At 64.7% G+C, this 26,081-nt stretch carries 24 protein-coding genes; 18 read left to right on the top strand and 6 right to left on the bottom strand.

The features are described 5' to 3' along the window. Positions 1 to 27 precede the first annotated feature (27 nt). Both GA566_RS13850 and GA566_RS13845 read right to left on the bottom strand, forming a co-directional pair. The gene (locus GA566_RS13850; RefSeq protein ID WP_137923387.1) at positions 28 to 1,029 is read right to left on the bottom strand and encodes a tripartite tricarboxylate transporter substrate binding protein; all 1,002 of its coding nucleotides are present in this window, start codon (positions 1,027 to 1,029) and stop codon (positions 28 to 30) included. Between the two features lie 184 nt (positions 1,030 to 1,213). Further along, positions 1,214 to 2,398, bottom strand: a complete 1,185-nt coding sequence (locus GA566_RS13845; protein ID WP_160472998.1) for a porin — start codon at positions 2,396 to 2,398, stop codon at positions 1,214 to 1,216. 339 nt (positions 2,399 to 2,737) lie between these two features. Here GA566_RS13845 and coq7 point away from each other — a divergent pair, with 339 nt between their 5' ends. The 15 genes from coq7 (at position 2,738) to ftsA (ending at position 19,944) form a co-directional block, all read left to right on the top strand. After that, a complete protein-coding gene (gene coq7 / locus GA566_RS13840) occupies positions 2,738 to 3,361 on the top strand; it encodes a 2-polyprenyl-3-methyl-6-methoxy-1,4-benzoquinone monooxygenase (RefSeq protein ID WP_137923397.1) in 624 nt (207 codons plus the stop codon). Positions 3,362 to 3,840: 479 nt separating this feature from the next. Further along, entirely contained in the window at positions 3,841 to 4,269 is a 429-nt protein-coding gene (mraZ, locus tag GA566_RS13835; protein ID WP_137923385.1) for a division/cell wall cluster transcriptional repressor MraZ, read from the top strand. Between the two features lie 7 nt (positions 4,270 to 4,276). Beyond that, positions 4,277 to 5,254, top strand: a complete 978-nt coding sequence (rsmH, locus tag GA566_RS13830) for a 16S rRNA (cytosine(1402)-N(4))-methyltransferase RsmH (protein WP_137923384.1) — start codon at positions 4,277 to 4,279, stop codon at positions 5,252 to 5,254. Then, a complete protein-coding gene (gene ftsL, locus GA566_RS13825) occupies positions 5,251 to 5,568 on the top strand; it encodes a cell division protein FtsL (protein WP_137923383.1) in 318 nt (105 codons plus the stop codon). The genes rsmH and ftsL overlap by 4 nt, the downstream gene beginning before the upstream one ends. Next, entirely contained in the window at positions 5,565 to 7,379 is a 1,815-nt protein-coding gene (locus GA566_RS13820) for a penicillin-binding protein 2 (RefSeq protein WP_160472997.1), read from the top strand. The genes ftsL and GA566_RS13820 overlap by 4 nt, the downstream gene beginning before the upstream one ends. Continuing rightward, positions 7,376 to 8,923, top strand: coding sequence for a UDP-N-acetylmuramoyl-L-alanyl-D-glutamate--2,6-diaminopimelate ligase (locus GA566_RS13815; RefSeq protein ID WP_160472996.1), 1,548 nt, complete (start codon positions 7,376 to 7,378; stop codon positions 8,921 to 8,923). Before GA566_RS13820 ends, GA566_RS13815 begins: the two co-directional genes overlap by 4 nt. After that, positions 8,920 to 10,329, top strand: coding sequence for a UDP-N-acetylmuramoyl-tripeptide--D-alanyl-D-alanine ligase (gene murF / locus GA566_RS13810; RefSeq protein WP_160472995.1), 1,410 nt, complete (start codon positions 8,920 to 8,922; stop codon positions 10,327 to 10,329). Before GA566_RS13815 ends, murF begins: the two co-directional genes overlap by 4 nt. Before the next feature lie 13 nt (positions 10,330 to 10,342). Then, positions 10,343 to 11,512 (top strand): phospho-N-acetylmuramoyl-pentapeptide-transferase, encoded by a 1,170-nt coding sequence (gene mraY, locus GA566_RS13805; protein WP_160472994.1) that lies wholly within the window; start codon positions 10,343 to 10,345, stop codon positions 11,510 to 11,512. 41 nt (positions 11,513 to 11,553) lie between these two features. Continuing rightward, positions 11,554 to 13,062: a UDP-N-acetylmuramoyl-L-alanine--D-glutamate ligase gene (gene murD / locus GA566_RS13800; protein ID WP_160472993.1), complete on the top strand. Its 1,509-nt coding sequence runs from the start codon at positions 11,554 to 11,556 to the stop codon at positions 13,060 to 13,062. After that, positions 13,059 to 14,300 (top strand): putative lipid II flippase FtsW, encoded by a 1,242-nt coding sequence (gene ftsW / locus GA566_RS13795; RefSeq protein ID WP_137923377.1) that lies wholly within the window; start codon positions 13,059 to 13,061, stop codon positions 14,298 to 14,300. The genes murD and ftsW overlap by 4 nt, the downstream gene beginning before the upstream one ends. After that, on the top strand, positions 14,297 to 15,367 hold the full coding sequence (gene murG / locus GA566_RS13790; RefSeq protein WP_160472992.1) for an undecaprenyldiphospho-muramoylpentapeptide beta-N-acetylglucosaminyltransferase: 1,071 nt from the start codon (positions 14,297 to 14,299) through the stop codon (positions 15,365 to 15,367). Before ftsW ends, murG begins: the two co-directional genes overlap by 4 nt. 10 nt (positions 15,368 to 15,377) lie before the next feature. Then, the gene (gene murC / locus GA566_RS13785; protein WP_160472991.1) at positions 15,378 to 16,793 is read left to right on the top strand and encodes a UDP-N-acetylmuramate--L-alanine ligase; all 1,416 of its coding nucleotides are present in this window, start codon (positions 15,378 to 15,380) and stop codon (positions 16,791 to 16,793) included. Beyond that, positions 16,790 to 17,773, top strand: a complete 984-nt coding sequence (locus GA566_RS13780; protein ID WP_160472990.1) for a D-alanine--D-alanine ligase — start codon at positions 16,790 to 16,792, stop codon at positions 17,771 to 17,773. Before murC ends, GA566_RS13780 begins: the two co-directional genes overlap by 4 nt. Before the next feature lie 33 nt (positions 17,774 to 17,806). Further along, positions 17,807 to 18,715, top strand: a complete 909-nt coding sequence (locus GA566_RS13775; RefSeq protein WP_137923373.1) for a cell division protein FtsQ/DivIB — start codon at positions 17,807 to 17,809, stop codon at positions 18,713 to 18,715. After that, the gene (gene ftsA, locus GA566_RS13770; RefSeq protein WP_061955279.1) at positions 18,712 to 19,944 is read left to right on the top strand and encodes a cell division protein FtsA; all 1,233 of its coding nucleotides are present in this window, start codon (positions 18,712 to 18,714) and stop codon (positions 19,942 to 19,944) included. Before GA566_RS13775 ends, ftsA begins: the two co-directional genes overlap by 4 nt. A 12-nt stretch (positions 19,945 to 19,956) precedes the next feature. On the opposite strand, the gene GA566_RS32900 is transcribed toward ftsA, so the two are convergent. Continuing rightward, the gene (locus GA566_RS32900; RefSeq protein ID WP_202126816.1) at positions 19,957 to 20,136 is read right to left on the bottom strand and encodes a hypothetical protein; all 180 of its coding nucleotides are present in this window, start codon (positions 20,134 to 20,136) and stop codon (positions 19,957 to 19,959) included. Between GA566_RS32900 and ftsZ the strand changes: the two genes are divergently transcribed. The 3 genes from ftsZ to lpxC all read left to right on the top strand — a co-directional run bounded on the left by ftsZ (position 20,123) and on the right by lpxC (position 23,283). Then, positions 20,123 to 21,319: a cell division protein FtsZ gene (ftsZ, locus tag GA566_RS13765; RefSeq protein ID WP_137923371.1), complete on the top strand. Its 1,197-nt coding sequence runs from the start codon at positions 20,123 to 20,125 to the stop codon at positions 21,317 to 21,319. The genes GA566_RS32900 and ftsZ overlap by 14 nt on opposite strands. A gap of 386 nt (positions 21,320 to 21,705) precedes the next feature. Continuing rightward, positions 21,706 to 22,212, top strand: a complete 507-nt coding sequence (locus GA566_RS13760; protein WP_137923370.1) for a peroxiredoxin — start codon at positions 21,706 to 21,708, stop codon at positions 22,210 to 22,212. Positions 22,213 to 22,365: 153 nt separating this feature from the next. Then, positions 22,366 to 23,283 carry a UDP-3-O-acyl-N-acetylglucosamine deacetylase gene (lpxC, locus tag GA566_RS13755; RefSeq protein WP_137923369.1) on the top strand — a complete coding sequence of 306 codons (918 nt, stop codon included), beginning with the start codon at positions 22,366 to 22,368 and terminating at the stop codon, positions 23,281 to 23,283. Positions 23,284 to 23,358: 75 nt separating this feature from the next. Here lpxC and GA566_RS13750 read toward each other — a convergent pair whose 3' ends face one another. The 3 genes from GA566_RS13750 to GA566_RS13740 form a co-directional block, all read right to left on the bottom strand. After that, positions 23,359 to 24,060: a hypothetical protein gene (locus GA566_RS13750; RefSeq protein ID WP_137923368.1), complete on the bottom strand. Its 702-nt coding sequence runs from the start codon at positions 24,058 to 24,060 to the stop codon at positions 23,359 to 23,361. A gap of 33 nt (positions 24,061 to 24,093) precedes the next feature. Then, on the bottom strand, positions 24,094 to 25,266 hold the full coding sequence (locus tag GA566_RS13745; protein WP_137923367.1) for a M20 aminoacylase family protein: 1,173 nt from the start codon (positions 25,264 to 25,266) through the stop codon (positions 24,094 to 24,096). Positions 25,267 to 25,435: 169 nt separating this feature from the next. Beyond that, positions 25,436 to 25,939, bottom strand: a complete 504-nt coding sequence (locus tag GA566_RS13740) for a DciA family protein (protein WP_160472989.1) — start codon at positions 25,937 to 25,939, stop codon at positions 25,436 to 25,438. Positions 25,940 to 26,081: the final 142 nt, after the last annotated feature.

The following is a 26,081-nucleotide window of genomic DNA, read 5'->3' as shown; positions in this document are numbered from 1 at the left end:
GCGCGATGCCCGCGCCATCCGATAGCGTCAGTCCACCTTCGCGCCCGAATCCTTAACCACCTTCGCCCACTTCGTGGTTTCGCTGCGGATCAATGCGGCGAACTGCTCGGAGGTATTGCCCGAGGGCTCGGCGCCCTGAGCCTGCAACCGCTCGCGCACGGCAGGCGAGTTGAGGCTCTTGGCCACTTCCTGCTGGATGCGATGGACGATCTCGGTCGGCGTGCCGGCCGGCGCCAGCAGACCGAACCACGAACTCGCCTCGAAGCCGGGCAGGTTGGCGGCCTGGGCGATGGTCGGGACACCCGGCAGGGCGGGCGACGGCTTGGCACTGGTTACCGCCAGCGCCTTGAGCTTGCCGGTCTTGATCAACTGCATCGATGAGGGCAGGTTGTCGAACATCACCTGCATCGTGCCGCCGGCCATGTCGGTCAGCGCCGGGCCACTGCCGCGGTACGGGAAGTGGACCATGAACGTGCGCGTCTGCGTCTTGAACAGTTCGCCGGCCAGGTGGATCGACGTGCCATTGCCGCTCGACGCCATGTTCAGCTTGCCGGGATTGGCTCGCGCATAGGCAATCAGGTCGTTGACGCTATTGATCTTGTTCTGGGTGGCAAAGGCCGGGTTGACCACCAGAACGTTCGGCACGGCGGCCACCAGCGTGATCGGTACGAAGTCCTTGATCGGATCAAACGACAGTTTGCCGTAGAGCGACTGGTTGATGCCATGGGTGCCCACGGTCCCCATCAGCAGCGTGTAGCCGTCCGGGGCCGCCTTGGCGACGATGTCCGAGCCGATGTTTCCGCCTGCGCCGGGTTTGTTGTCGACCACCACGTTCCAGCCCGGCAGCTTCGACAGCTCGGCGGATACTGCGCGCGCCATGATGTCGGTGGTGCCGCCGGCCGGGAACGGCACGACCAGCCGGATCGGCTTGTTCGGATACGCGTCGCTGGCATGGGCGGTGGCGATGGCCAGCGGGCCCAGCGCGACGGACATCAGTAGCGCAAGGGTGCGGCGGCGAGGTTGTTGCATGACAGGGTCTCCATGGAAGGCGGCCGGTGTTCCGGTCTGGAGGCCATTCTAGAGGGCGGCGGTTACGGCGCGGATGAGGTGAAACCCGTTGAGACATTTGGGTGCGGGCGTCCGGGCCACGCCATGAAAAAAGGCGCCCGAAGGCGCCCTGCAAAGGAACAATGTCGATACGCGATACTGCGGATCAGAACTTGTGGCGGACACCCACGGCCACACCAACCTGGCTGGTCTTGCCCTGTTCGAGCGGATAGCCGTTGGCGAAGCTGACTGCCGAGGTGTCGAAGTTCAGGCCCGAGTTCTTCACGTACCCGGCCGTCAGGTAGACGTCCGTGCGCTTCGAGAAGTTGTAGTCGGCCACGAAGCTGATCTGCCACGGGTTCTTGGGGTTGTCGCGCACGAATGCCGACGATGCACGCATCGTCTTCACGTCGTCGTAGAAGTACGCCAGCGTCAGGCCCAGCGGTGCGGTGACCTGGTAGTTCACGCCAAACCAGTAATAGTTGTCGCGCAGCAGTTCCTGGTCGTTGGCATCGGTGGTGCGGCCGTAGCGGTATCCCGCCATCACCTTGGCCGGACCGAACGCGTAGCTGGCCGCGGCACCCACCTTGCGCGAGCGGCCCGGCTGGCCGATCGTGATAGTCGGGCGCCATTCGTCATAGGCCACCGTCAGGCCCAGGGGGCCGCTCATGTACAGCACGCCCGCACCACCGCCGGCGTTGTTGTTGAAGTTGCCAGGCGATTCGCCAGCGCCCGCGCCAGCCAGCGGCACCGGACCGATGGCAGCCACGCCCGTACCGAAGCTCCAGTGCGCCTCGGCCGTGACCGGACCCACCTTGGCCGTGTACTTCACGGTGTTGTCCGAACGGAAGTTGGTGCCCAGCTGTGCCACCACCGGCTCGTAGAGCGTCGCGTAGCCGGTCGGCGAGAAGTTCGCGAACATGTCGAACATCGTCGTGTACTGGCGACCGAAGGTCACGCGACCGTACGTGTTGCTCAACAGGCCGACAAATGCCTGACGACCGAACAGGCGGCCGCCTTGCTGCGATCTGCCATCGTCGAGACCGAAACCGCTTTCCAGCACGAACAGCGCCGAGAGGCCGCCGCCGAGATCTTCCGTACCACGCAGGCCCCAGCGCGAGCCGGACAGGCCACCGCCGGTCTGCAGGCCGACACGGCTACCGCCGCCTGCCAGCGAAGGCGGCCGGCCGTTCGGGCCCCAGCTTGCCGGATTGGTATTGAAGCCCGGTGCCAGGTTGTTGTTGTATTCGATCGGCACGTCGACGACGCCGTAGAGCGTCACGCTGGTTTGCGCGTTTGCAGCAGAGGCAAACGCGCTCATCGCGGCAAGCGCGAGTAGCGATTTTTTCATGCTGGGTGATCTCCACTTAAGAATTATTAGTTGAAGCTTCGGAAGGACCTCCTGTGAGCCCTCTACATCCTTCCGCGCTTGACTTCCTGAGAAGCTGCGGACAACTCTAGCAAAACACTTCTTTTTTCGACCCTGTGGTAAACGTCTTGTCTTCTTTTCACAACTAAGGGTTATTGGGTACGCAGGCGCAGGGTGCTCGCGCATGCATGGTCGGCATGGCTGACCTGCACAAAATGCCGCAGGTACAATGCGGGAATTCCCGAGACGCATTCGAGGCAAGCCTCTACCCATCAGTGGGGCATGTTCCATAAGCGTCGGCAGACCTATCCATTGACACGCATGGACACGTTCATCCGAGAATTCGATGTCGCACTGCGCGCAATTGCCGGTGCCACCCGCGCCGGCCGCGCCAATCCCGCCGATCGCCTGACGCCCGACACGGCGCCGATGAGCGCTGCGGACCGCCGCCATGTGGCCGGCCTCATGCGCATCAACCACGTGGGCGAGGTCTGCGCGCAGGCCCTTTACCAGGCGCAGAAGCTGACCGCTCGCACACCGGAAGTCCGCGCGCAGATGGACGCCGCCGCCGCCGAGGAGGAAGACCACCTGGCCTGGTGCGCGGAACGCCTGCGCGAACTGGGTTCACGCCCCAGCCTGCTCAACCCCGTCTGGTATGCGGGCGCATTTGCCATTGGCTGCCTGGCCGGCCGCGCGGGAGATCGCATCAGCCTGGGCTTCGTGGCCGAGACCGAGCGTCAGGTGGAACACCATCTGACCGGGCATCTGGAACGCCTGCCAGCAGCCGATGGCCGCTCGCGCGCGATCCTCGAACAGATGCGCGATGACGAGATCCGTCACGGCGATGCTGCGCGCGATGCGGGTGGCGTGCCGCTGCCGGGGCCGGTGCGCGCGTTGATGCGTGCCGCATCGAAGGTCATGACTACGGCGGCGTATCGGATCTGAGTCTTAACTAAGTCGACTCCGAGTCTGAATACGGCCCCTGTGGAAAACCGCCACCAGCCCTTGCTTGGGCAGGGCTGGCGGTAAAACGTTGTATCCTTCCCCACGGCGCGGAACTGAATGCATCGCGCGCTGTCTGGCAGTCCCCCTCCCGTAGTTCTCAGGTGGTTTCTCTGCTTTGCTCCCCAAGTGCTTCATTTCATTAAGGATTCCCATTATCGGTGCGTGAAGTTTGCGCGCTAAGTCTTTGTTCTGATTAAAAAAATCCTGTTTGCCGCCCCATGGCGAGCCTTGACCGGCCAAAATGCTTCCTCTAAAGTGGGAAATAGTGTGAGGAAGTGTATTTTTGTGTGATAAACAGGGCTGTCTCTGCGATGATTCTTATCAGTTGGGACGGTCGCGGGCGAGGATGAATCGACCAGTCGGCGGCGTGAATACTGCGAGTTTCGCCAGTCACGCCGACGGCAACCGGGGGGCTTAGCTTGTTTCAGGGAGCATCGGCGCTGTCGCTGGATGCCAAGGGCCGGATGTCCATTCCGGCCAGGCATCGCGAAGCGCTGCAAACGCAGGCCGAGGGCCGGGTGACGCTGACCAAGCACCCGGACGGCTGCCTGCTGCTCTTTCCTCGCCCGGAGTGGGAGATTTTTCGCGGCCGCATCGCGGCGCTGCCTATGGATGCCCATTGGTGGAAGCGAATTTTCCTCGGCAACGCCGCCGACGTGGAGATGGACGGCGCAGGCCGCGTGCTGATTGCACCGGAACTGCGCAGTGCCGCCATGCTCGACAAGGAAGTGATGCTGCTCGGCATGGGCAGCCATTTCGAAGTCTGGGATGCCGCCACCTACGCCGCCAAGGAACAGGCGGCGATGGCGCAAGGCATGCCGGACGCATTGAAGAATTTCTCTTTCTGAAGAGGTCATGACCCCTAACGCAACGCCGGGGACCACCGCCCTGCGCCATCGCACCGTGCTGCTGGACGAGGCCGTAGACGCGCTCGTCTGGCGGCCCGACGGCGCCTATGTGGACGGCACCTTCGGAAGGGGTGGGCACAGCCGCGCGGTGCTGGCGCGGCTGGGGCCGGCCGGCAGCCTGGTCGCGTTCGACAAGGATCCGGCAGCAATCGCAGAAGCGGGCACCATCAAGGATGCCCGCTTCTCCATTGAGCACGAGAGCTTTGCGGAAATGGGCGCCCGGCTGGCAGGCCGCGCGCCTGTGGCCGGCGTGCTGCTCGACCTGGGTATCAGCTCGCCCCAGATCGACGAGGCGGCGAGGGGATTTTCCTTTCGTTTCGAGGGCCCGCTGGACATGCGCATGGACACCACGCGCGGCGTCACCGCCGCCGAGTGGCTGGCGCAGGCGGACGAGCAGGACATTGCCAGGGTGATACGAGACTATGGGGAAGAACGGTTTGCTGTACAGATTGCAAAGGCGATTGTTGCTCGCCGGCGCGAACCCGGCGATGGCGGACCACTCGCCACTACTTCAGACCTTGCCGCGCTCGTGGCGAAAACCGTCAAGACCCGTGAGAAGGGTCAGGACCCTGCGACCCGCACCTTTCAAGCTCTACGGATTCACGTCAATCAAGAGCTTGCGGACCTCGAAACCGGTCTGAAGGCTGCATACGATCTGCTGCAGGTCGGGGGCCGTCTGGTGGTGATCAGCTTCCACTCGCTCGAGGACCGCATCGTCAAGCGGTTCATGCAGGCGCACGCGCGTCCAGAGCAGGATGTCGATCCCGCGCTGCGCCGTGCGCCGCTGCGCGCGGTGGACCTGCCCCAGCCGACCATGAAGCTGCTGGGCCGCTTCAAGCCGGGTACCGAGGAAGTGGCCGAGAACCCGCGCGCGCGCTCCGCCGTGATGCGCGTGGCCGAGAAGCTTGGAGCGCAGCCGGCATGAACCGCCTGACCTTCTTTCTGCTCGCTGCTCTGATGCTCTGCGCCCTGTCCCTGGTCAGTGCGCAGCATCAGGCGCGCACGCTGTTCGTGGCACTTGAACGCGGGCAGTCCGAGGCCAAGCAACTCGATATCGACTGGTCGCGCCTGCAGTACCAGCAGAGTTCGCTCAGCAAGAGCGCCCGCATCGCCGATTCGGCCCGGGACCAGCTCAAGATGTCGCCGGCGCTGGCCGGTCGCACGCACTACCTCCAGGGGGTGATACTGCCCCCCACACCTCCCGATGCCGAAAAGCCGGGCGGAGGCGCTGACAAATGACCGCCCGCCCGAACCTGAACCGCCCCCGCAACGGCAACAAGCCGCGCGGCGAGGCCGCACGTCCGCGCACCGGCCAGTTCTCGGCCAGTCCGGTGCTGGGCCTGCGCCTGCCGATGTGGCGGTCCAAGTTCGTGGTGTTCCTGATGTTTGCCGCGTTCGGGGCGCTGGCCATCCGCGCGATGTGGATCCAGGGGCCGGGCAACCAGTTCTATGAGGCCGAAGGCAAGAAGCGATTCCAACGCACGCTGGAGTTACCGGCCACGCGCGGCAAGATCCTGGACCGCAACGGACTGGTGCTGGCTACGAGTCTGCCGGTCAAGGCCATCTGGGCGGTGCCCGAGGATGTGCCGAACAATATCGACGCCCAGCAGATGCGCCAACTGGCGAAACTGCTGGAGATGTCCGAGAAGGAGTTGCGCGCCAAGTTCAACGAAGACAAGAGCTTCGTCTACCTGAAGCGTCAGGTGCTGCCCGACGCGGCCGACAAAATCGCCGCGCTCAAGATCGACGGTATCCACCAGACCCGCGAATACAAGCGCTTCTATCCGGAAGGCGAGGCGATGGCGCACATCGTCGGGTTCACGAATGTCGAGGACAAGGGCCAGGAAGGCATGGAACTGGCGCGCGAGACCGCGCTGGCCGGCCGCCCGGGCGCGCGGCAGGTGATCAAGGACCGGCTGGGCCGCGTGGTCGAGGACGTCGGCATCCTGAAGACGCCGCGCGACGGCGAGGACCTGCAACTGTCGATCGACGCCAAGATCCAGTACCTGGCCTACAACGAGGTCAAGGCCGTGGTAGAGCGCCACAAGGCCAAGGCGGCCAGTGCGGTGGTCATCGATGCCCAGACCGGCGAGGTGCTGGCGCTGGCGAACTGGCCCACTTACAACCCGAACGATCGTAGCCGGCTGTCGGGCGAGCAGTTGCGCAACCGCGTGCTGACCGATACCTTCGAGCCGGGCTCGATGATGAAGCCGATCACGATTGGCCTGGCGCTGCAGCTGGGTCGCGTGACGCCGTCCACGGTGATCGCCACGACGGGCAAGTACAACTTCGAGGGTGCCACGATCTCGGACACCCACAACTACGGCTCGCTGACGGTGGGCGGCGTGATCCAGAAGTCGAGCAATATTGGCACGACCAAGATCGCGATGATGATGAAGTCCCAGGAAATGTGGGACATGTTCACGAGCGTGGGTCTGGGTCAGGCGCCCAAGATCGGCTTCCCGGGCGCCGTGGCTGGCCGCGTGCGCCCGTGGAAGAGCTGGCGCCCGATTGAGCAGGCAACGATGTCGTATGGCTACGGCCTGTCGGTGTCGCTGTTCCAGGTGGCGCATGCCTATACGATCTTCGCGCATGACGGCGAACTGATCCCGGTGTCGATGTTCAAGACCAATGGTCCGGCCACGGGCGAGCGCATTCTCACGCCGAAGGTTGCACGCGACGTGCGCGCGATGCTCGAAACCGTGACGGCACCGGGCGGCACCGCCCCCGAGGCGCAGGTGATGGGCTACCGCATCGGCGGCAAGACCGGTACCGCATACAAGCACGTAGGCCGCGGCTACGACCGCAGCAAGTACCGCGCGTCGTTCATCGGCCTGGGTCCGATGTCGAATCCGCGCGTGATCGTGGCAGTGAGCGTCGATGAACCCACGGCCGGCAGCCACTACGGTGGCGCAGTGGCCGGTCCGGCGTTCTCGGCGATCACCGGCGGCGCATTGCGGGCGCTGAACGTGCAGCCCGATTCGCCGATTCGCCAGTTGATGGTCACCGACAAGGTGGCCGAGAGCGAACCCCTGGGTGCGATGCCATGACGACCATGTCGATGCTCCCGCTCGAAGTTTCCGCCCAGGCCAGCAATGCGCTGGCCTGGCTGCGTACGCACGCCCCCGCTGGCGCGAGGCTGACCGGCGACACGCGCCGCCTGCAACCCGGTGATGTGTTCTTTGCCTATGTGCTCGGCAACGAACGCCTGGCGACCGATGGGCGTCCGCATATCGACAAGGCCATCGCTGCCGGCGCGTCGGCCGTGATCTACGAATCCGACGATTTCGACTGGTTCCTGGGCGACGCCGTGCCGCACCTTGGCGTGTCGCGCCTGCACGAACTGGCGGGACCGATTGCGGCCGGCTGGTACGGCATTGCGGCACGCGGGCTGGCCGTGACCGGCATCACCGGCACCAACGGCAAGACTTCGTGTGCCCAGTGGCTGGCCCGCCTGCTGCAGGCTATCGGCACGCCGTGCGCGACGATCGGCACGCTCGGCACTGGCTTTCCCGACGCCCTGCGGCACACGGGGTTCACCACGCCCGACGCCGTGCAATTGCAGGCCAGCCTGGCTGGTCTGCATGACGAGGGCGCACGCGCCATCGCGATGGAAGTTTCTTCGCACGGCCTGGAGCAAGGCCGCGTGGCCGGCACTGGGTTTGCCGTGGCCGTGCTGACCAACCTGACGCAGGACCACCTCGACTACCACGGCACGATGGCCGAGTACGAGGCGGCCAAGGCGATGCTGTTCCAGTGGGATGGCTTGCGGGTGGCCGTCCTCAATCGTGACGATGCAATGGGTGGCCGCCTGCTGGCTGGCAACGCTGCCGCCGTCAGCGCGCCGCAGGTGATCGAGTATGGCATCGACGGCAAGGCCGGCGCCACGGCGGGGCGGGCCCAGTGGCTGCGCGCCACCGACGTGCGCGCCACGGGCACCGGCACCGCATTCCGCGTCGACGGCAGCTTCGGCACGGCCGAGATGACCACGCCGATGATCGGCGCCTTCAACGTCAGCAACCTGCTGGCCGTACTTGGTGCTGCGCTGGCGCAGGGAGTCGCGTGGGATGCCGCGTTGGCCGCGTTGCGCACGCTGACGCCGGTGGAAGGCCGCATGGAACTGTTCGGCGGCCATGATGCACCGCTGGCAGTGGTCGATTACGCCCATACGCCCGACGCGCTGGTGCAGACGCTGACCGCGCTGCGTCCCGTGGCCGAAGCCCGCCAGGGCCGGCTGTGGTGCGTGTTCGGCTGCGGCGGCGATCGCGATGCCACCAAGCGCCCGTTGATGGGCGGGGTGGCCGAGCGGCTGGCCGACGACGTGGTACTGACCAGCGACAACCCGCGCAGCGAAGATCCGCGCGACATCCTCGAACAGATTGCCGATGGCATGCAGGACCGTAGCCGCGCGAGGCTGATCGAGGACCGTGCCGCTGCCATTCTCCATGCAATCAAGCACGCCGCCCCGGCAGACGTGGTGCTCGTGGCCGGCAAGGGCCATGAAGCCACGCAGGAGATCCAGGGACGTAAGCGGCCGTTCTCGGACCGCGAACATGTGCGCCTGACCCTGGGCGCACGGGGGGTGTCGGCATGAATGGAACCCCGATGACGAATTTGCAGCAAGCCGCCGGCTGGATGGCCGGTGCGCGTATTTCAGGCGATGCCGCGCGTACGTTCACGCGCGTGCATACCGACAGCCGTACCGTCGCCGCTGGCGACCTGTTCGTGGCGCTCAAGGGCGAGCGGTTCGACGCACACGATTTCCTGGCCGATGTGGTGGCGCGCGGCGCCGCCGCGGTGCTCGTCAGCGATGACGCGGCCTTGGCCGGACTCGATGTTCCGGCGCTGATCGTGGCTGACACGCGCATCGGCCTGGGTGAACTGGCTGCCGGTTGGCGCCGCCAGTTCACGCCACCCACGGTGGCCGTGACGGGTAGCAACGGCAAGACGACGGTCAAGGAAATGATCGCCGCGATCTTCGCGGCGGCCGTGGGCGAGGCCGACCGGCTGGCCACGGGCGGCAACCTGAACAACGATATCGGCCTGCCGCTGACGGTGCTGCGCCTGCGCGCGCACCACCGGCTGGCCGTGCTCGAACTGGGCATGAATCATCCGGGCGAGACGGTCTACCTGGCGGGCATCGCCCAGTCGACCGTGGCCGTGATCACCAACGCCCAGCGCGAGCACCAGGAGTTCATGGTCAGCGTGGAGGCAGTGGCGCACGAGCATGCCAGCGCGATTGCGGCGCTGCCGGCTGACGGCGTGGCCGTCTTCCCGGTGGATGCCGAAAGCGGCGGCGCGCACGTGGCCATCTGGCGCCAGGCGGCCGGCACGCGTCGCGTGCTGGCGTTCGGCACCGATGCGTCCGCCGATGTGCGGGCCACGGTTTCGCTCGAGGATGGTGTGCAGGTATTGCATGTGGACGCGGAGGATAAAACGTTCGACTTGCGCCTGCCACTGCTGGGTGCACACAACGTGCGCAACGCGCTGGCCGCCACGGCCTGCGCACTGGCGGCGGGCGTGGACTTGGCAGCCATCCAGCGAGGCATTGCAGGATTTGCCGCCGTGAAGGGGCGCCTGCAGGTTAAGCACACGCCTGCCGGCGTGGTTGTGATCGACGACACCTACAACGCGAACCCGGATTCGGTGCGCGCCGCCATCGACGTGCTGGCCGGGTTTGCCGCGCCCCGCGTGCTGGTGCTCGGCGACATGGGCGAAGTGGGTGACCAGGGTCCGGCGTTCCATGCGGAGATCGGCGCTTATGCGCGCGAGCGTGGCATCGAAACGCTTTGGACGTTGGGCGAACTGGCGCCGCACGCGGTGCAGTCGTACGGCGCCGGTGCGCGCCATTTCGACAAGGCAGAGGCGCTGCTGGACGCGCTGCAGCAGGACAGGGAGGGTGTGGTGGCCGGTGCGGCCGCCGTGCTCGTGAAGGGATCGCGCTTCATGCGCATGGAACGGATGGTCGATGCGCTGGTCGCAACACCTTCCGCTCACTAATAGAAGACATACGATGTTATTGGCTCTGGCCCAGTGGCTGCAAAACGATTACAGCTTCCTGCGGGTCGTCAACTACCTGACTTTCCGCGCGGTGATGGCCAACCTCACCGCGCTTGTGATCGGCCTCGGTTTCGGGCCGTGGGTGATTCGTCGTCTCACAGAACTGAAGATTGGCCAGGCCGTGCGGTCGTTCGGCCCGCAGACGCACCTCGTGAAGGCGGGTACGCCGACGATGGGGGGCGTGCTGGTGCTGATCTCGATCGCCATCTCCACGTTGCTCTGGTGCGACTGGGGCAACCGCTTCATCTGGGTGGTGCTGCTGGTGACGATCGGTTATGGCGCCGTGGGTTGGGTAGATGACTATCGCAAGGTGGTCTATCGCGATCCGCGTGGCATGTCGAGCCGCGAGAAGTTCTTCTGGCAGACGCTGATCGGGCTTGTGGCGGCCGTCTACCTGGCGTTCTCGGTGTCCGAGGCCAGCAACGTGCGCGTCTGGAGCTTGTTCCTGGGCTGGATCGAAGGCGGCATGTTTGCCGACGTGCCGTACAAGACCAACCTGATCGTTCCGTTCTTCAAGGAAATCAGCTACCCGCTGGGCGTCACGGGTTTCATCATCCTGACCTACCTGGTCATCGTGGGATCGAGCAATGCCGTGAACCTGACCGATGGCCTCGACGGCCTGGTCATCATGCCGGTGGTGCTGGTGGGCGGTGGCCTGGGCGTGTTTGCGTACGTGATGGGCAGCTCGGTCTACAGCAAGTATCTGCTGTTCCCGCACATCCCTGGGGCTGGCGAGCTGCTGATCTTCTGCTCGGCCATGGCCGGCGCGGGGCTGGCGTTCCTCTGGTTCAACGCGCACCCGGCGCGGGTGTTCATGGGTGACGTTGGCGCGCTGGCGCTGGGCGGCGCGCTGGGCACCATCGCCGTGATCGTGCGCCAGGAAATCGTGTTGTTCGTGATGGGCGGGATCTTCGTGGTGGAAACGCTGTCGGTGATGCTGCAGGTCACGTGGTTCAAGTTCACGAAGAAGCGCTATGGCGAAGGCCGGCGCCTGTTCCGCATGGCGCCGCTGCACCACCATTTCGAACTGGGCGGCTGGAAGGAAACGCAGGTGACCGTGCGGTTCTGGATCATCACGATGTTGCTGGTGCTGATCGGGCTGTCGTCGCTGAAGCTGCGCTGAGCGCATTCGTCTCTCTATATAGATAAAGGCAGGAAATCGAAGTGTTTGGCGCGTTGCAAAAACCTCATGTGCTGGTACTGGGCCTCGGTGAATCGGGGCTGGCCATGGCACGCTGGTGCGGCCTGAACGGCTGCCGCGTGCGCGTGGCCGACACGCGCGAGGCGCCCGCCAACCTGGCCCTGCTGCAAACGGAACTCGCGTCGGCACAGTTCGCCGGTGGTCCGTTCGCCGAAGCGCTGCTCGACAACATCGGCCTCGTGGCAATCAGCCCGGGGCTGTCGCCGCTGGAGGCGGACACCCGAGCGCTGATCGAGGCCGCGCAGGCGCGTGGCATTCCGGTCTGGGGAGAGATCGAACTGTTCGCGCAGGCGCTCGGCTACCTCGAAGCCACGTCGGGTTACGCTCCGAAAGTGCTGGCGATCACCGGCACCAACGGCAAGACCACTACGACTGCATTGACTGGCCGGCTGGCCGAACGGGCGGGCAAGACCGTCGGCGTGGCCGGCAACATCAGCCCGTCGGCGCTGGACAAGCTCTCGGCATGCATTGCCAGCGCCACGTTGCCTGATGTCTGGGTGCTGGAACTGTCGAGCTTCCAGCTTGAGACCACATATTCCCTGGCGCCTCATGCGGCGACTGTGCTGAACCTCACACAGGATCACCTGGACTGGCACGGCTCGATGGAAGCCTATGTCGCATCCAAGGCGCGCATATTCGGCCCGGCCGACAAGGGTTGCGTGCAGGTGCTGAATCGCCAGGACAAGCTGACGATGGACATGGCCCGTGCCGGGGCGTCACTGGTGACGTTCGGCACCGACCTGCCCGAAGTGGCTGGCAGCTATGGCGTGCTGCGCGATGGCGGCATGCCGTGGCTGGCCGTGGCCGAGCCTGATCCCGAGGCGGAGAGCGAGCAGAAGCCGCGCCGCCGCAAGAAGGACGATGTGGCGGAAGTCGCCGTGCCGGTGCGTCACAAGCGCCTGATGCCGGCCGATGCACTGCACATCCGCGGCATGCACAACGCCACCAATGCCATGGCCGCGCTGGCCCTGTGCCGCGCAATCGACCTGCCGTTGAATGCCCTGCTGCATGGACTGCGCGAGTATCGCGGCGAGCCGCATCGCGTGGAATGGGTGGCGACGATCGACGAAGTCGAATATTTCGACGACAGCAAGGGAACGAACGTGGGTGCCACGGTGGCCGCGTTGAACGGGCTCGACAAGCGCGTGGTGCTGATCGCCGGCGGTGAAGGCAAGGGGCAGGATTTCTCGCCGCTGGCCGCGCCGGTGGCGCAGTACGCGCGTGCGGTGGTGCTGATCGGCAAGGATGCCGGTGCGATCCGCGAGGCACTGGGCACCGGAGCGGAGATCGTCGACGCCGCTTCGCTGGAAGAAGCCGTGGAGAAGTCGGCAGCGCTGGCGGAGTCAGGCGATGTCGTGCTGCTGTCACCGGCATGCGCCAGCCTCGACATGTTCCGCAATTACGTCCACCGCGCGCAGGTGTTCCGCGGCGCCGTGGAGGAACTGGCCTTGTCCCGGGGGATCATGCCATGAGCGAGTCGCAGGTCAAGCGCAGCGGATTCATCGGCGCCACCATCGGCAATGCCTGGGGTGGGCTGCGTGACGCGGTCTCGGGCGTCAAGCCGACCCGCTCGCGCATGATGGAGTACGACCAGCCCTTGCTGTGGGTGGCGATCGTGCTGCTGACGTTCGGCCTCGTGATGGTCTATTCGGCGTCGATTGCGCTGCCGGATTCGCCGCGCTACGCCAACTACCGCGAGGTGCATTTCCTGACGCGCCACGCGTTTGCGTTGTTTGTCGGCCTGTCGATGGGGCTCGTGGCATTCCAGATTCCGGTGAAGGTCTGGGACAAGTACGCCCCGAAGCTGTTCCTGATCGCGCTGGCACTGCTGGTGATCGTGCTGGTGCCGTTCGTCGGCAAGGGCGTGAATGGCGCGCGACGCTGGATTCCGCTCGGCGTGATGAACTTCCAGCCGTCCGAATTGATGAAGCTGGCCGTGGTGCTGTACGCCGCCAACTACACGGTGCGCAAGCAGGAGTGGATGCAAACCGTCGCCAAGGGCTTCCTGCCGATGGGCGTGGCCGTGGTGGTGGTGGGCATGTTGCTGCTGCTGGAGCCAGACATGGGCGCGTTCCTTGTGATCGCGGCCGTGGCCATGGGCATCCTGTTCCTGGGCGGTATCAACGGCAAGCTGTTCGCCGGGCTAGTGGGCGTGGCGGTGGGCGCGTTCGGCCTGCTGATCACGGCATCGCCATGGCGGCGCGAGCGGATTTTTGCCTACCTGAATCCGTGGGAAGAGAGTAATGCACTGGGCAAGGCATACCAGCTCACGCACTCCCTGATCGCCTTCGGACGCGGCGAATGGACGGGCGTGGGCCTGGGTGGCAGCATCGAGAAGCTGCACTACCTGCCCGAAGCGCATACCGACTTCATCCTGGCTGTGATCGGTGAGGAGTTCGGCTTCATCGGCGTGCTGGTGATGATTGTGCTGTTCTACTGGCTGGTGCGCCGCTGCTTCAACATCGGCCGCACCGCACTGCAACTCGACCGCACCTTCGCTGGGTTGGTAGCCAAGGGCATGGGCGTGTGGATCGGCTGGCAGACGTTCATCAACATGGGCGTGAACCTGGGCCTGCTGCCGACCAAGGGGCTGACGTTGCCGCTGGTGAGCTACGGCGGCTCGGGCATTTTGATGAACTGCGTGGCGTTGGCGATCGTACTGCGGATCGATTATGAAAATCGAGTGTTGATGCGCGGAGGGAAGGTATGACAGCGCGCACCCTTCTCGTCATGGCTGGCGGCACCGGAGGACACGTGTTCCCCGGGCTGGCGGTCGCGCATGCATTGCGTGACGAGGGCTGGCGCGTGGTCTGGCTGGGTAATCGCACGGGCATGGAAGCCACGCTGGTGCCGAAGCACGACATCCCGATGGAGTTTATCCAGTTCGGCGGACTGCGCGGCAAGGGCCTGGTGACCAAGTTCATGTTGCCGCTGAACCTGCTGCGCGCGTTCTGGCAGAGCATCGGCGCGCTGCGCCGGGTGAAGCCGGATGTGGTGCTCGGCATGGGTGGCTACATCACGTTCCCGGCGGGGATGATGGCGTCGCTGCTGGGCCGGCCGCTGGTGCTGCATGAGCAGAACTCGATTGCAGGGCTGACCAACAAGGTACTGGCGAAGGTGGCCGACCGCGTGCTGTGCGCGTTCCCGGATGCACTGCCGGACAGCGAGTGGACCGGCAACCCCGTGCGCGCGGAACTGGCGACGATCCCGGCGCCGGAGTCGCGCTACGACCATCGTACTGGGCCGCTGCGCATCCTCGTGGTGGGCGGCAGCTTGGGCGCGGCGGCGCTCAATGACGTCGTACCGAAGGCGCTGGCGTTGTTGCCCGAGGCCACCCGGCCCACGGTCAAGCATCAGGCCGGTGCGAAACAGATCGAGCAGTTGCGCGCGAACTACGCGGCAGCGGGCGTGGCCGGCGAGACCGTGCCATTCATCGACGACATGGCGGCGGCGTATGCCGATGCTGACCTGGTCATCTGCCGCGCTGGCGCGATGACGGTTTCGGAAGTAGCGGCTGCCGGAGTGGCCGCGCTGTTCGTACCGTTCCCGCACGCGGTGGACGACCATCAGACCACCAACGCGATGTTCCTGTCGAAGCAGGGCGCGGCGTTGCTGGTGCAACAGAACGAACTGGGCGCGGAAGGACTGGCGAAAACCATTGCCAGCCTGACGCGCGAGCAACTGAAGGACATGGCGCGCGCGGCGCGCAGCCTGGCCAAACCTGAGGCAACCCGGCGCGTAGCCGAGATCTGCCGGCAGGCGGCGGGCGAAAAGTGAAACGAATTCCATGAAGCATATCGTCAAGAACATCCACTTCGTAGGCATCGGTGGCGTCGGCATGAGCGGCATCGCGGAGGTCCTGCTGAACCTGGGCTACAAGGTCTCGGGCTCCGATGTGGGCAGCAATGCTGCCACGCGGCGCCTGGCCTCGCTCGGCGCACGCGTTTGCCACGGCCATGATGCCGCGAACGTCGAAGGCGCCAACGCCGTGGTGGTATCCACCGCGGTGGCCAATGAAAATCCCGAAGTCCTGGCCGCCCGCGCCAAGCGCATCCCGGTGGTGCCGCGCGCGGTGATGCTGGCCGAACTGATGCGCCTGAAGCAGGGCGTAGCCATCGCCGGCACGCACGGCAAGACGACCACGACCAGCCTCGTGGCCTCGGTGCTGGCCGAAGGCGGGCTGGACCCGACGTTCGTGATTGGCGGCCGGCTGAATTCGGCCGGCGCCAACGCGCGGCTGGGCACCGGTGATTTCATCGTGGCCGAGGCCGATGAGTCGGACGCGTCGTTCCTGAACCTGTTCCCTGTGATGGAAGTCATCACCAACATCGACGCCGACCACATGGACACCTACGGGCATGACTTTGCCCGGCTCAAGCAGGCGTTCGTGGAGTTCACGCAGCGACTGCCGTTCTACGGCATCGCGGTTGTGTGCGTCGATGATCCGAACGTGCGCGAGATCTTGCCCTTCGTGTCCAAGCCCGTGGTCCGCTACGGCTTTGCCGAGGACGCCCAGATCCGTGCCATCAACGCGCGCGCCGTGGATGGCCAGATGCATTTCACGGTGCTGCGCCAGTTGAACGGCCACGCCGAGCCGCCGCTGGATATCGTGCTGAACCTGCCGGGCGACCACAACGTGCAGAACGCACTGGCCGCCATCGCCATCGCCACCGAACTGGAGGTGCCCGACGCCGCCATCGTCAAGGCGCTGCGCGAGTTCCATGGCGTGGGTCGCCGCTTCCAGCGATATGGTGAAGTGGCGACGCCCGACGGCGTCGGCACGTTCACGCTGGTGGACGACTACGGCCACCACCCGGTGGAAATGGCCGCCACGCTGGCCGCCGCACGCGGCGCGTTCCCGGGCCGCCGGCTGGTGCTGGCCTTCCAGCCGCACCGCTTTACCCGGACGCGCGACTGCTTCGAGGACTTCGTGAAGGTGCTCGGCACCGTGGATGCGCTGCTGCTGGCGGAAGTCTATGCCGCTGGCGAGGCACCAATCGTGGCCGCCGATGGCCGCGCCATGACCCGCGCGTTGCGCGTGGCAAACAAGGTGGAACCCGTTTTTGTGGAACAGATCGAGGATATGTCCCAGTCGATCCTGAATGCCGTGCGACCTGGCGATGTGGTCGTGACAATGGGTGCCGGCTCGATCGGCGCCGTACCGGGACAACTGGTGTCGCACCAGACGGGAGGCCAGCAATGAGCTTCGTGGCCCATCCCAACATCGATCCGAAATCGCTGGGCAAGGTTGGCGTGCTGCTGGGCGGCAAGTCCGCCGAGCGCGAGATCTCGCTGATGTCCGGCAACGGCGTGCTGGCCGCGCTGAAGTCCCGTGGCGTGGACGCGCACGCGTTCGATCCCGCCTTGCAGTCCGTGGCGGAGCTCGCTGCAGCCAAGTTCGACCGCGTCTTCATCGCCCTGCATGGCCGCTACGGCGAGGACGGCACGATGCAGGGCCTGCTCGAACAACTGGGCGTGCCCTACACCGGTAGCGGCGTGCTGGCCTCGGCGCTGGCGATGGACAAGCAGGCGACCAAGCGGCTGTGGATGACCCACGGCCTGGCGACGCCGCGCTTTGCGATGCTGGACGCGAACACAGATTTCGACGCCGTGGTGCGTGACCTGGGCCTGCCGCTGATCGTCAAGCCGGCACGCGAAGGTTCGTCGATCGGCCTGACCAAGGTGACCGCCGCCGACCAGATGCAGGCCGCGTTCCAGAAGGCCGCCGACCTGGATAACGACGTCATCGCCGAGTCCTTCATCGACGGCGCGGAGCTGACTTGCCCGGTCGTGGGCGAGGGCGCGAGCGCCGCGGCGCTGCCAGTTATCAAGATTGTTGCGCCTGAGTCGAACTACGACTATCAAAATAAGTACTTTACTGACGATACCCAATACCTGTGCCCCTCGACTTTGCCTGAAGCGCTGGAGAACGAAGTCCGCGCGCTGGCCGTCGAAGCATTCCGCGTACTGGGTTGCCGAGGCTGGGCCCGCGCGGACGTGATGTTGACGCGCGACGGCAAGCCGTACCTGCTCGAAATGAATACCTCGCCTGGCATGACCGGCCATTCGCTCGTGCCGATGGCGGCGCGCGCGCAGGGCATCAGCTACGAGGATTTCGTGATGCAGGTGCTGGCGATGGCCACGCTGGATCTGCATCCGAACGAGCATTGGAAGCCCGAGTAACCCTGAAACGACGACCCGAAGACCCGACCAACCATGTGGCATAACGCGCGCCTGCTCAACCTGATCGCCTCAGCGCTCTACGCGCTGGTGGCGCTCATGGCGCTTGGCGCGGGGTTGCTGTGGTTGGCGCAGCGGCCCGTGTTCGGCATCACGCATGTGGAGCTGACCTCGATGGAAGGTGGTCAGCTGCGACACGTGAACGCGCCGAGCGTGCGCGCCAACGCGCTGGGCAAGCTGACGGGCAATTTCTTCACGCTGGACCTGAACGCGGCCCGCCAGGCGTTCGAGTCGGTGCCCTGGGTGCGCCACGCCAGCGTACGGCGCGAATGGCCGAACGGGTTGGCGGTGCAGGTGGAAGAGCACGAGGCGCTGGGCACGTGGGGCAGCCCGGACAGCGGCCGGCTGATCAACACCTACGGCGAGGTGTTCGTGGCCAACACGGCCGAGGCCGAAGAGGATGCGCAACTGCTGGCGCTGGATGGCCCGCAGGACAGCGAGGAAGACGTAGTGGAAAAGCTGGAAATCATGCGCGAGTGGTTCCGGCCGATGAAGGCCGAGCCGCTGGCGGTGGCGCTGTCGGGCCGCTACGCGTGGCGCGCGAAGCTGTCCAACGGCATGGTGGTCGAACTCGGCCGCGAGCAGAACGATGAAGACCGCGCTGCCATGGAGGCGCGGGTGAAGCGCTTCGTGGCCTCGTGGCCGCAGTTGACGGAGCAGTGGGGCAAGCAGATCGAGTATGCCGACCTGCGCTACCCCAATGGTTTTGCGATCCGCGCGGCCAGCGTGCGCTTCCTGACCGATGCCCAGGCCGCCGCGGCAGCCAAGGCAGCGGCGAAGGCGGCGGCCACAGGCACGGCGGCGGCGCCCCAGGCGGCTTCGGCCGGTAATACCAATAACAATCCGACGCGACTCAAGAGCAAGAACGCGGAGAAAAGTCGATGAGCAAGGAATACAAGGACCTACTGGTCGGTCTCGACATCGGCACCTCGAAGGTGGCGGCCGTGGTGGCGGAACTGCGCCCCGACGGCAGCTACGAGGTCATCGGGATGGGTCAGTCCGAGTCCAAGGGTCTGAAGAAGGGGGTCGTGGTCAACATCGAAGCCACCGTGCAGTCGATCCAGCGCGCGCTGGAGGAGGCCGAGCTGATGGCCGACTGCAAGATTGCCGAGGTGTTCACCGGTATCGCCGGCAGCCATATCCGCAGCTTCAACTCCAGCGGCATGGTGGCGATCAAGGACAAGGAGGTCACGCAGACGGACGTGGCCCGCGTGATCGAAACCGCCAAGGCGGTCAATATCCCGACCGACCAGCAGATCCTGCACATCCTGACGCAGGAATTCATCATCGACGGCCAGGAAGATGTGCGCGAGCCTATCGGGATGAGCGGCATCCGCCTGGAAGTAAAGGTGCATATCGTGACCGGCGCGGTCAGCGCGGCGCAGAACATCGTCAAGTGCGTGCGCCGCTGCGGGCTGGAAGTGCATGACCTGATCCTGCAGCCGCTGGCGTCGAGCCTGGCCGTGCTGACAGAGGACGAGAAGGAACTGGGCGTGGTGCTGGTCGATATCGGCGGCGGCACGACCGACATCGCCATCTTCAGCGAAGGCGCGATCCGCCATACGGCGGTGATTCCCATCGCCGGTGACCAGATTACCAACGACATCGCGATGGCGCTGCGTACGCCGACGCCCGATGCCGAGGATATCAAGATGCAGTACGGCATTGCCAAGCAGGCGATTGCCGATCCTGAAGACATGATCGAAGTGCCTGGTGTTGGCGATCGCGGTACCCGCACGCTGAGCCGGCAGGCGCTGGCGGCGGTGATCGAGCCGCGCATCGAGGAACTCTATTCGCTGGTGCATCAGGTGGTGCGCGAGTCGGGCTACGAGGAACTGCTGTCGTCGGGCGTGGTGATCACCGGCGGCACGGCGATGATGCCGGGCATGGTCGAACTGGGCGAGGACATCTTCCTGAAGCCCGTGCGCGTGGGTGTGCCCGAGTATCGCGGCAACCTGCACGAGGTGGTGAAGAGCCCGCGTTATTCGACCGTGATGGGGCTACTGCAGGAAGGCTGCGTGCAGCGCATGCGCGGGCGCAAGGTGGCGGTGCAGAGCGGACAGGTCAAGCAGGTGTGGACACGCATGAAAGAATGGTTCGTCGGCAACTTCTGAAGCCGTCGCGTGTCAGGAAAGATTCAGTGCCGTGATCCCGGGTCGCGGCACGAAGAGCAGGTCAGACGTTTCACCGGCCATATTGGCCAGGCAGTTTTTGATGGTTTCTTGTTCAGGAGCCAAGGGTTGCGGCGGGGAGGCTGCAGCGTTTGGGGACTGATTTTTCTCGGAGGCAGTGATGGACTTTGACATGATCGAAACGGAGATTCAGGACGGCACCATCATCAAGGTGGTGGGCGTGGGCGGTGCGGGCGGCAACGCCGTGCAGCACATGATCAGCCGTGGTGTGCAGGGCGTGGAATTCATCTGCATGAACACGGATGCCCAGGCTCTGAAGCGCTCCAGCGCGTCGCGCGTGCTGCAACTCGGCAATACGGGGCTGGGCGCTGGCGCCAAGCCTGAGGTGGGCCGCAACTGCGCAGAGCAGGCGCGCGAGCAGATCGCCGATTCGCTGCGTGGCGCACACATGGTCTTCATCACTGCCGGCATGGGCGGCGGTACCGGTACCGGTGCCGCGCCGATCGTGGCACAGGTGGCCAAGGAAATGGGCATCCTGACCGTGGGCGTGGTCAGCAAGCCGTTCGACTTCGAAGGCGCCCGCCGCGCCAAGGTGGCCGAACATGGTTCGGGCGAGCTGGAATCGTCGGTGGATTCGCTGATCGTCGTGCTCAACGAAAAGCTCTTCGAAGTCATGGGCGACGACGCCGAGATGGACAAGTGCTTCCAGTGCGCCGATGACGTGCTGCACAACGCTGTGGCTGGCATCGCTGAAATCATCAATGTCGATGGTCTGGTGAACGTCGACTTTGAAGACGTGAAGACGGTGATGGGCGAACAAGGCAAGGCCATGATGGGCACGGCAACCGTGTCTGGCGTGGACCGCGCCCGCCTGGCTGCCGAGCAGGCTGTGGCCAGCCCGCTGCTGGAAGGCGTGGATCTGTCCGGCGCGCGTGGCGTGCTGGTCAACATCACGGCCAGCCGCTCGCTGAAGCTGTCGGAAACCAAGGAAGTCATGAACACGATCCGCAGCTATGCCGCGGAAGATGCGACCGTGATTTTCGGTACGGTGTACGACGACGCGATGGGCGACGCACTGCGCGTGACCGTGGTGGCAACGGGCCTGGGCCGTTCGGCCAAGAAGCAGCAGCCGATGACGCTGCTGAAGACCGGTACGGACAACATGCCGGTGCAGATGATGTCGGGCATGACCGCCGCCACGTCGCACGCGCACGCCGCGCCGGACTACAGCAACCTGGATACGCCCGCCGTGTGGCGCAGCTCGCGTGAGTCCGCATCGGCTCACGTGGCGGCACTGCAGGAAAAGGGTGTGGATACGTACGACATCCCGGCCTTCCTGCGCAAGCAGGCAGACTGAGTTGGGCTCCGGCAGGGCAGCGGTAACAGCCGTGCGCCTGGCAGGTGGTCCTTGGTCCTTTACGCGTCGCGCGAGCGCTCCCTATCCGCTCGGCGATTGCCTGGACTGACGCGATACCCGTCAGGGCGCCCGGCTGTGCCGCGCCCGCGCCCCATGTCGTCCATCGCATCCCGTTGCCGGGACAGGCGGGCCATCGGCCGCCTCCCCGGACTCATCTCCCGCCTCCGGCGGCGGGATGTACTCGTCCGCGCGGCGCGTCCAGAAGACGCGCCGCGCGGCGTTTCTATCGCATGTAATGCCTGCCGCACCTGACGTAAACCGTGCTTGGTCGCGGTGATGTCAGTCTCTATGATGCAGGCAGGGTTTTCACCAAGAGGCACAATTCCATGATCGCAGTTGGCCAGCGCGTCCCGGACGCAACGCTGTACGAATTCTTCGAAACGGAATCGGGTGGCTGCGCCCTCGGTCCCAACGCTTTCCAGGTGACCGAACTCGTCAAGGGCAAGAAGATCGTGGTGTTCGGCCTGCCCGGCGCGTTCACGCCGACCTGCTCGGCCAAGCATGTGCCGGGCTACGTTCAACTGATCGACGATCTGCGTGCCGCAGGCGTGGATGAGGTCTGGTGCCATTCGGTCAACGACGCTTTCGTGATGGGCGCGTGGGGCCGGGAGCAGCACGCCGGCGACAAGGTGCGCATGATGGCCGACGGCGCCGCCCAGTGGGCGAAGGCACTCGGCCTCGACCAGGACCTGAGCCAGCGTGGTCTGGGTGTCCGGGCGAAGCGCTACGCCATGGTCATCGACGACGGCGCGGTGACGCACCTGTTCGTCGAGGAACCTGGCGCATTCCAGGTCAGCAGCGCTGAAGCGGTGCTTGCAGCGTTGCGCGACTGATACGAAAGCTCCGTCATGAAGTGCCTTATTGGTCGCTTTACTTACATGTCTAACAGGCGGAAACAGTTTGGTGCAGCGCAGTACACCGGTTGGTGGTAGCATCGCCTTATTAGAATTTCCGCCCAATAGCTTTTAATAATAGTTGAGGCCGTCATGCTCAAACAGCGCACTATCAAATCCCTGGTGAAGACGGTTGGCATTGGTTTGCACTCGGGCCGCAAAGTGACGCTGACCTTGAGGCCTGCTCCCGCCGATGCCGGCATCGTTTTCACTCGCGTCGATCTTCCCGAAGCCGTGGAGATTCCCGTGGCGGCGTCCGCTATTGGCGATACTCGCCTGGCGTCGGTATTGCAGAAGGACGGCGCGCGCGTCTCGACGGTCGAGCATCTGATGTCGGCCTGCGCCGGCCTGGGTATCGACAATCTCTATGTGGATGTCGACGCCGAGGAAATCCCGATCATGGATGGCAGCGCCGCGTCCTTCGTATTCCTGCTGCAGTCGGCGGGTATTGAAGAGCAGCCCGCCGCCAAGCGTTTCATCCGTGTCAAGAAAGCCGTGGAAGTGCGTGAGGGCGACAAGCTCGCACGTCTGGAACCATTCTTCGGCTTCAAGCTGGCCTTCACCATCGACTTCCGCCATCCGGCCGTCGACAAGACTGGCCAGACTTTCACGATCGATTTCGCCGATACGAGTTACGTCCGTGAAATTGCCCGTGCACGCACGTTTGGATTCGCCCATGAGGTGGAAGCTTTGCGCGAAATGGGCCTGGCCCGTGGCGGCAGCCTGGACAACGCCATCGTGCTGGACGAGCACCGCATGCTCAATAACGAGGAACTGCGTTACGGCGACGAGTTCGTGCGCCACAAGATCCTCGATGCGATCGGTGACCTGTACGTGGTGGGCCATCCGCTGATCGGTTCGTACGTGGCACACAAGTCCGGCCACGGCCTGAACAACCAGCTCCTGCGCGCATTGCTGGCCGATCAGGAAGCCTACGAATTCGTGACGTTCGACAAGATCGAGGAAGCCCCAGTGGCCTTCCTGCCGCAGGCCCAGCCGGCATTTGCCTGACGGCCAGCCCGGTTAAATCGAAAAAAACCCCGCGTTCGCAAGAGCGCGGGGTTTTTTTCATGCCATTCCTTTTGCTCAGGCTTGCGCAGTCGCCGGCTTGGGACCTGCAATGGCCAGGACGATGCCGAGTGCGACACCGAGCAATGCCGCGAACAGGATCTGCGAATCCGGCGGCAGCAGGAAGGTCAGTCCATGAGCCGGGAGCCAGAAGAGCGGAATCGTCTTCTTGAACACGAATCCCCACTGCGTCTGCCAGTCCATCGCCTTCAGATGTTCTGCGACGGCGATGGGCCGGCACAGCGCGCGCAGCGATCCCTGATGACGGGCGATATGCATGTCCGTAACCTTGTGCGCGGTCATCATGACCGGCGAGAAGATCAGGTTCATCAGGGCGCTGATGGTGAGCGCGCCCGCCAGTTTCAGCATCGAGAATCCGCCGTTCATGGCGGCGACGACGCCATCCAGTCCCAAGTACTCGGCGCAATACGGCGAGCCGATGGCAAAGACCTTGAACGCGATGCTGATGAACAGGCCGAGAATCCCCCACACCACCATCTTCGGCAGAACACCAAAGCGTGCCAGCCGGTAGCCGCCGGTCCGGATGCGCTGCCCGATCACTTCCCCCAGTGTTGCCAGGACACCGAACTTGATGAATGCCATCACCATGCCGTGTTCGGCATTGAAGCCTTTGTAGGCGTCGAGCAATGCCGATGAGGCGACAAAGGGCAGCATGATCAGCCCAAGCAGGGCTAGCAGCGCCAGGTCCTGCATTTTCATGAGTGGCTCCCTGTGGTCATATGAAGGCCCGGACTACTTCAGGTAGGCTTCGGTGATGGCGCACCAATAGGCGGCGGCGGGAACCAGGCATTTGTCGTTGAAGTCGTAGCCCGGGTTGTGGACCATGCAGTAGCCCGGCTCGTCACCGGCGCCGATTAGCATGTAGCTGCCATTGGGATTGGCCTCGAGCATGAAGGCAAAGTCTTCGCTGCCCGGCAGTTGCGGCGCGTCGGTGTGCACCCGCTCTGCCCCGAACATGTCGCGCGCTACCCGGGCGGCAAAATCGGTGGCCTCGCTGCCATTGATCAGCACCGGACTGCCGTTGACGTGCATCACTTCGGCGGTAGCGCCGAAACTCTGCGCCTGCATCTGCGCCACTTCTCCGATACGCTTCAGCAGCACCGCGCGGACGGCGGGATTCAGGGAGCGCACACTAAGCTTCATCAGCGCCTTGCTGTTGATGATGTTCGGGGCCTCGCCGGATTGGATACTGCCGATGGTGATCACCGCAGCTTCGAACGGCGAGACACTGCGCGACACGATGGTTTGCAGCGCCGTGCCAATGTGGCAGGCGACGAGCGTGGCGTCGATGGCCTTTTCAGGAATGGCACCGTGCCCGCCCACGCCATGGATTTCGATGTGCAAGGTATCGGACGACGCCATGAATGCGCCTTCGCGGAAATAGAACTCGCACTCCTTGAATCCCGGCATGTTGTGCATGGCGAAAATGGCGTCGCAGGGAAATTCCCTGAACAAGCCATCGTCGACCATGACCTTCCCGCCGTAGAGCAGTTCTTCGGCCGGCTGGAAAATCAGGTGCAAGGTGCCGTCGAAATTTCTGGTTCTGGCGAGATACTCGGCGGCGCATAGAAGAATTGCCGTATGCCCGTCGTGCCCGCAGCCGTGGAATTTCCCTGGAACCGTGCTGCTCCACGCTTTTCCGCTGGTCTCGGCCATCGGCAGGGCGTCCATATCTGCGCGAATGCCGACCCGCTTTTTGCCGCTACCCACCTTCAACGTTCCGACCACGCCGGTCTTGGCCATGCCGCGAGAGACCTCGTAGCCCCAGCCTTTCAGCATTTCCGCTACCAGGTCGCCCGTTCTGGTTTCGGTAAAACCGACCTCCGGGAATTGATGGATCTGGCGCCGGATCTCGATGAAACGATCCGCGCTTTCGGTGATGGCTTGAAGAATGCCCTGATACATGATCGCTCTCCTGATTCCGGCAAAAAGTTAAGGGTTGGCCGGGAAAAGAATGCGGTGATCAGGGAGGCGCTTCCTTGTTCGTGGTCAACCGTCGCCGTTTCAGCGGTGGTCGTTCTGCGGGATAGCGAGATGCGTCAATTCCAGCCTGCTCCAAACGCAGGCGGCAGACTCAGCGGTGGCGTGCCAGCAACGCCTGCACGGCGTCCTTGAGTGGAGAATCCTCGAGATCGCGCGCCAGTGCATCCATGCTGCGCAGACCGAGTTCCGGCAGATTGGCGCCGCGCGGCTTGCGCTCGACCGGCCCAGTGTCCCAGTCGCCACGTCCGACTTCGGGTTGTACGCGTACCCGAATTGCGGTGACCTGGGAGCCACGTTGCTGCAGTCTCGAGAGTAGCGTCGGCACCACTTGGCGGACGCGGGCCGCAGCCGCGCCATGGGCTGCCAGCAGCAGGAGCGTGTGCTCCGCTTGCGGTCCCCGATTGTCGAACTTCACACCGGCCACGGCGATACCGGCCCGCATGCCGGGCGGGAGCAGCCCAAAAACCTCCGCCTCCAGCAGGGCCAGTTGCCGGGCGGTCTGCATCAGCGTGGAAACCGGCCCGGACTTGGCCAGCCAGTCTTGCAGGGGCTTGGCGGCAGGGGTCTGCAGGGCGTGGTGGGTGAACATGCGCATGCGCGCATTCTAGCGCGCAATACCCGGGGAGCACCTATCAGACCCGTGGACGGAACATTGAAGTCACCGCGTCAGTCCCAACCTGCTGGCGTAGTCCGGGACCGGGTTCCGAACTACGCCAGAGCCGTTGTAACTGTGCAGA

The organism is Cupriavidus sp. SW-Y-13 (assembly GCF_009793345.1).
In the GTDB taxonomy this organism is placed as follows: domain Bacteria; phylum Pseudomonadota; class Gammaproteobacteria; order Burkholderiales; family Burkholderiaceae; genus Cupriavidus.
Note: the sequence above shows the minus strand (reverse complement) of the source record. Positions and strands in the feature narration are given on the sequence as shown.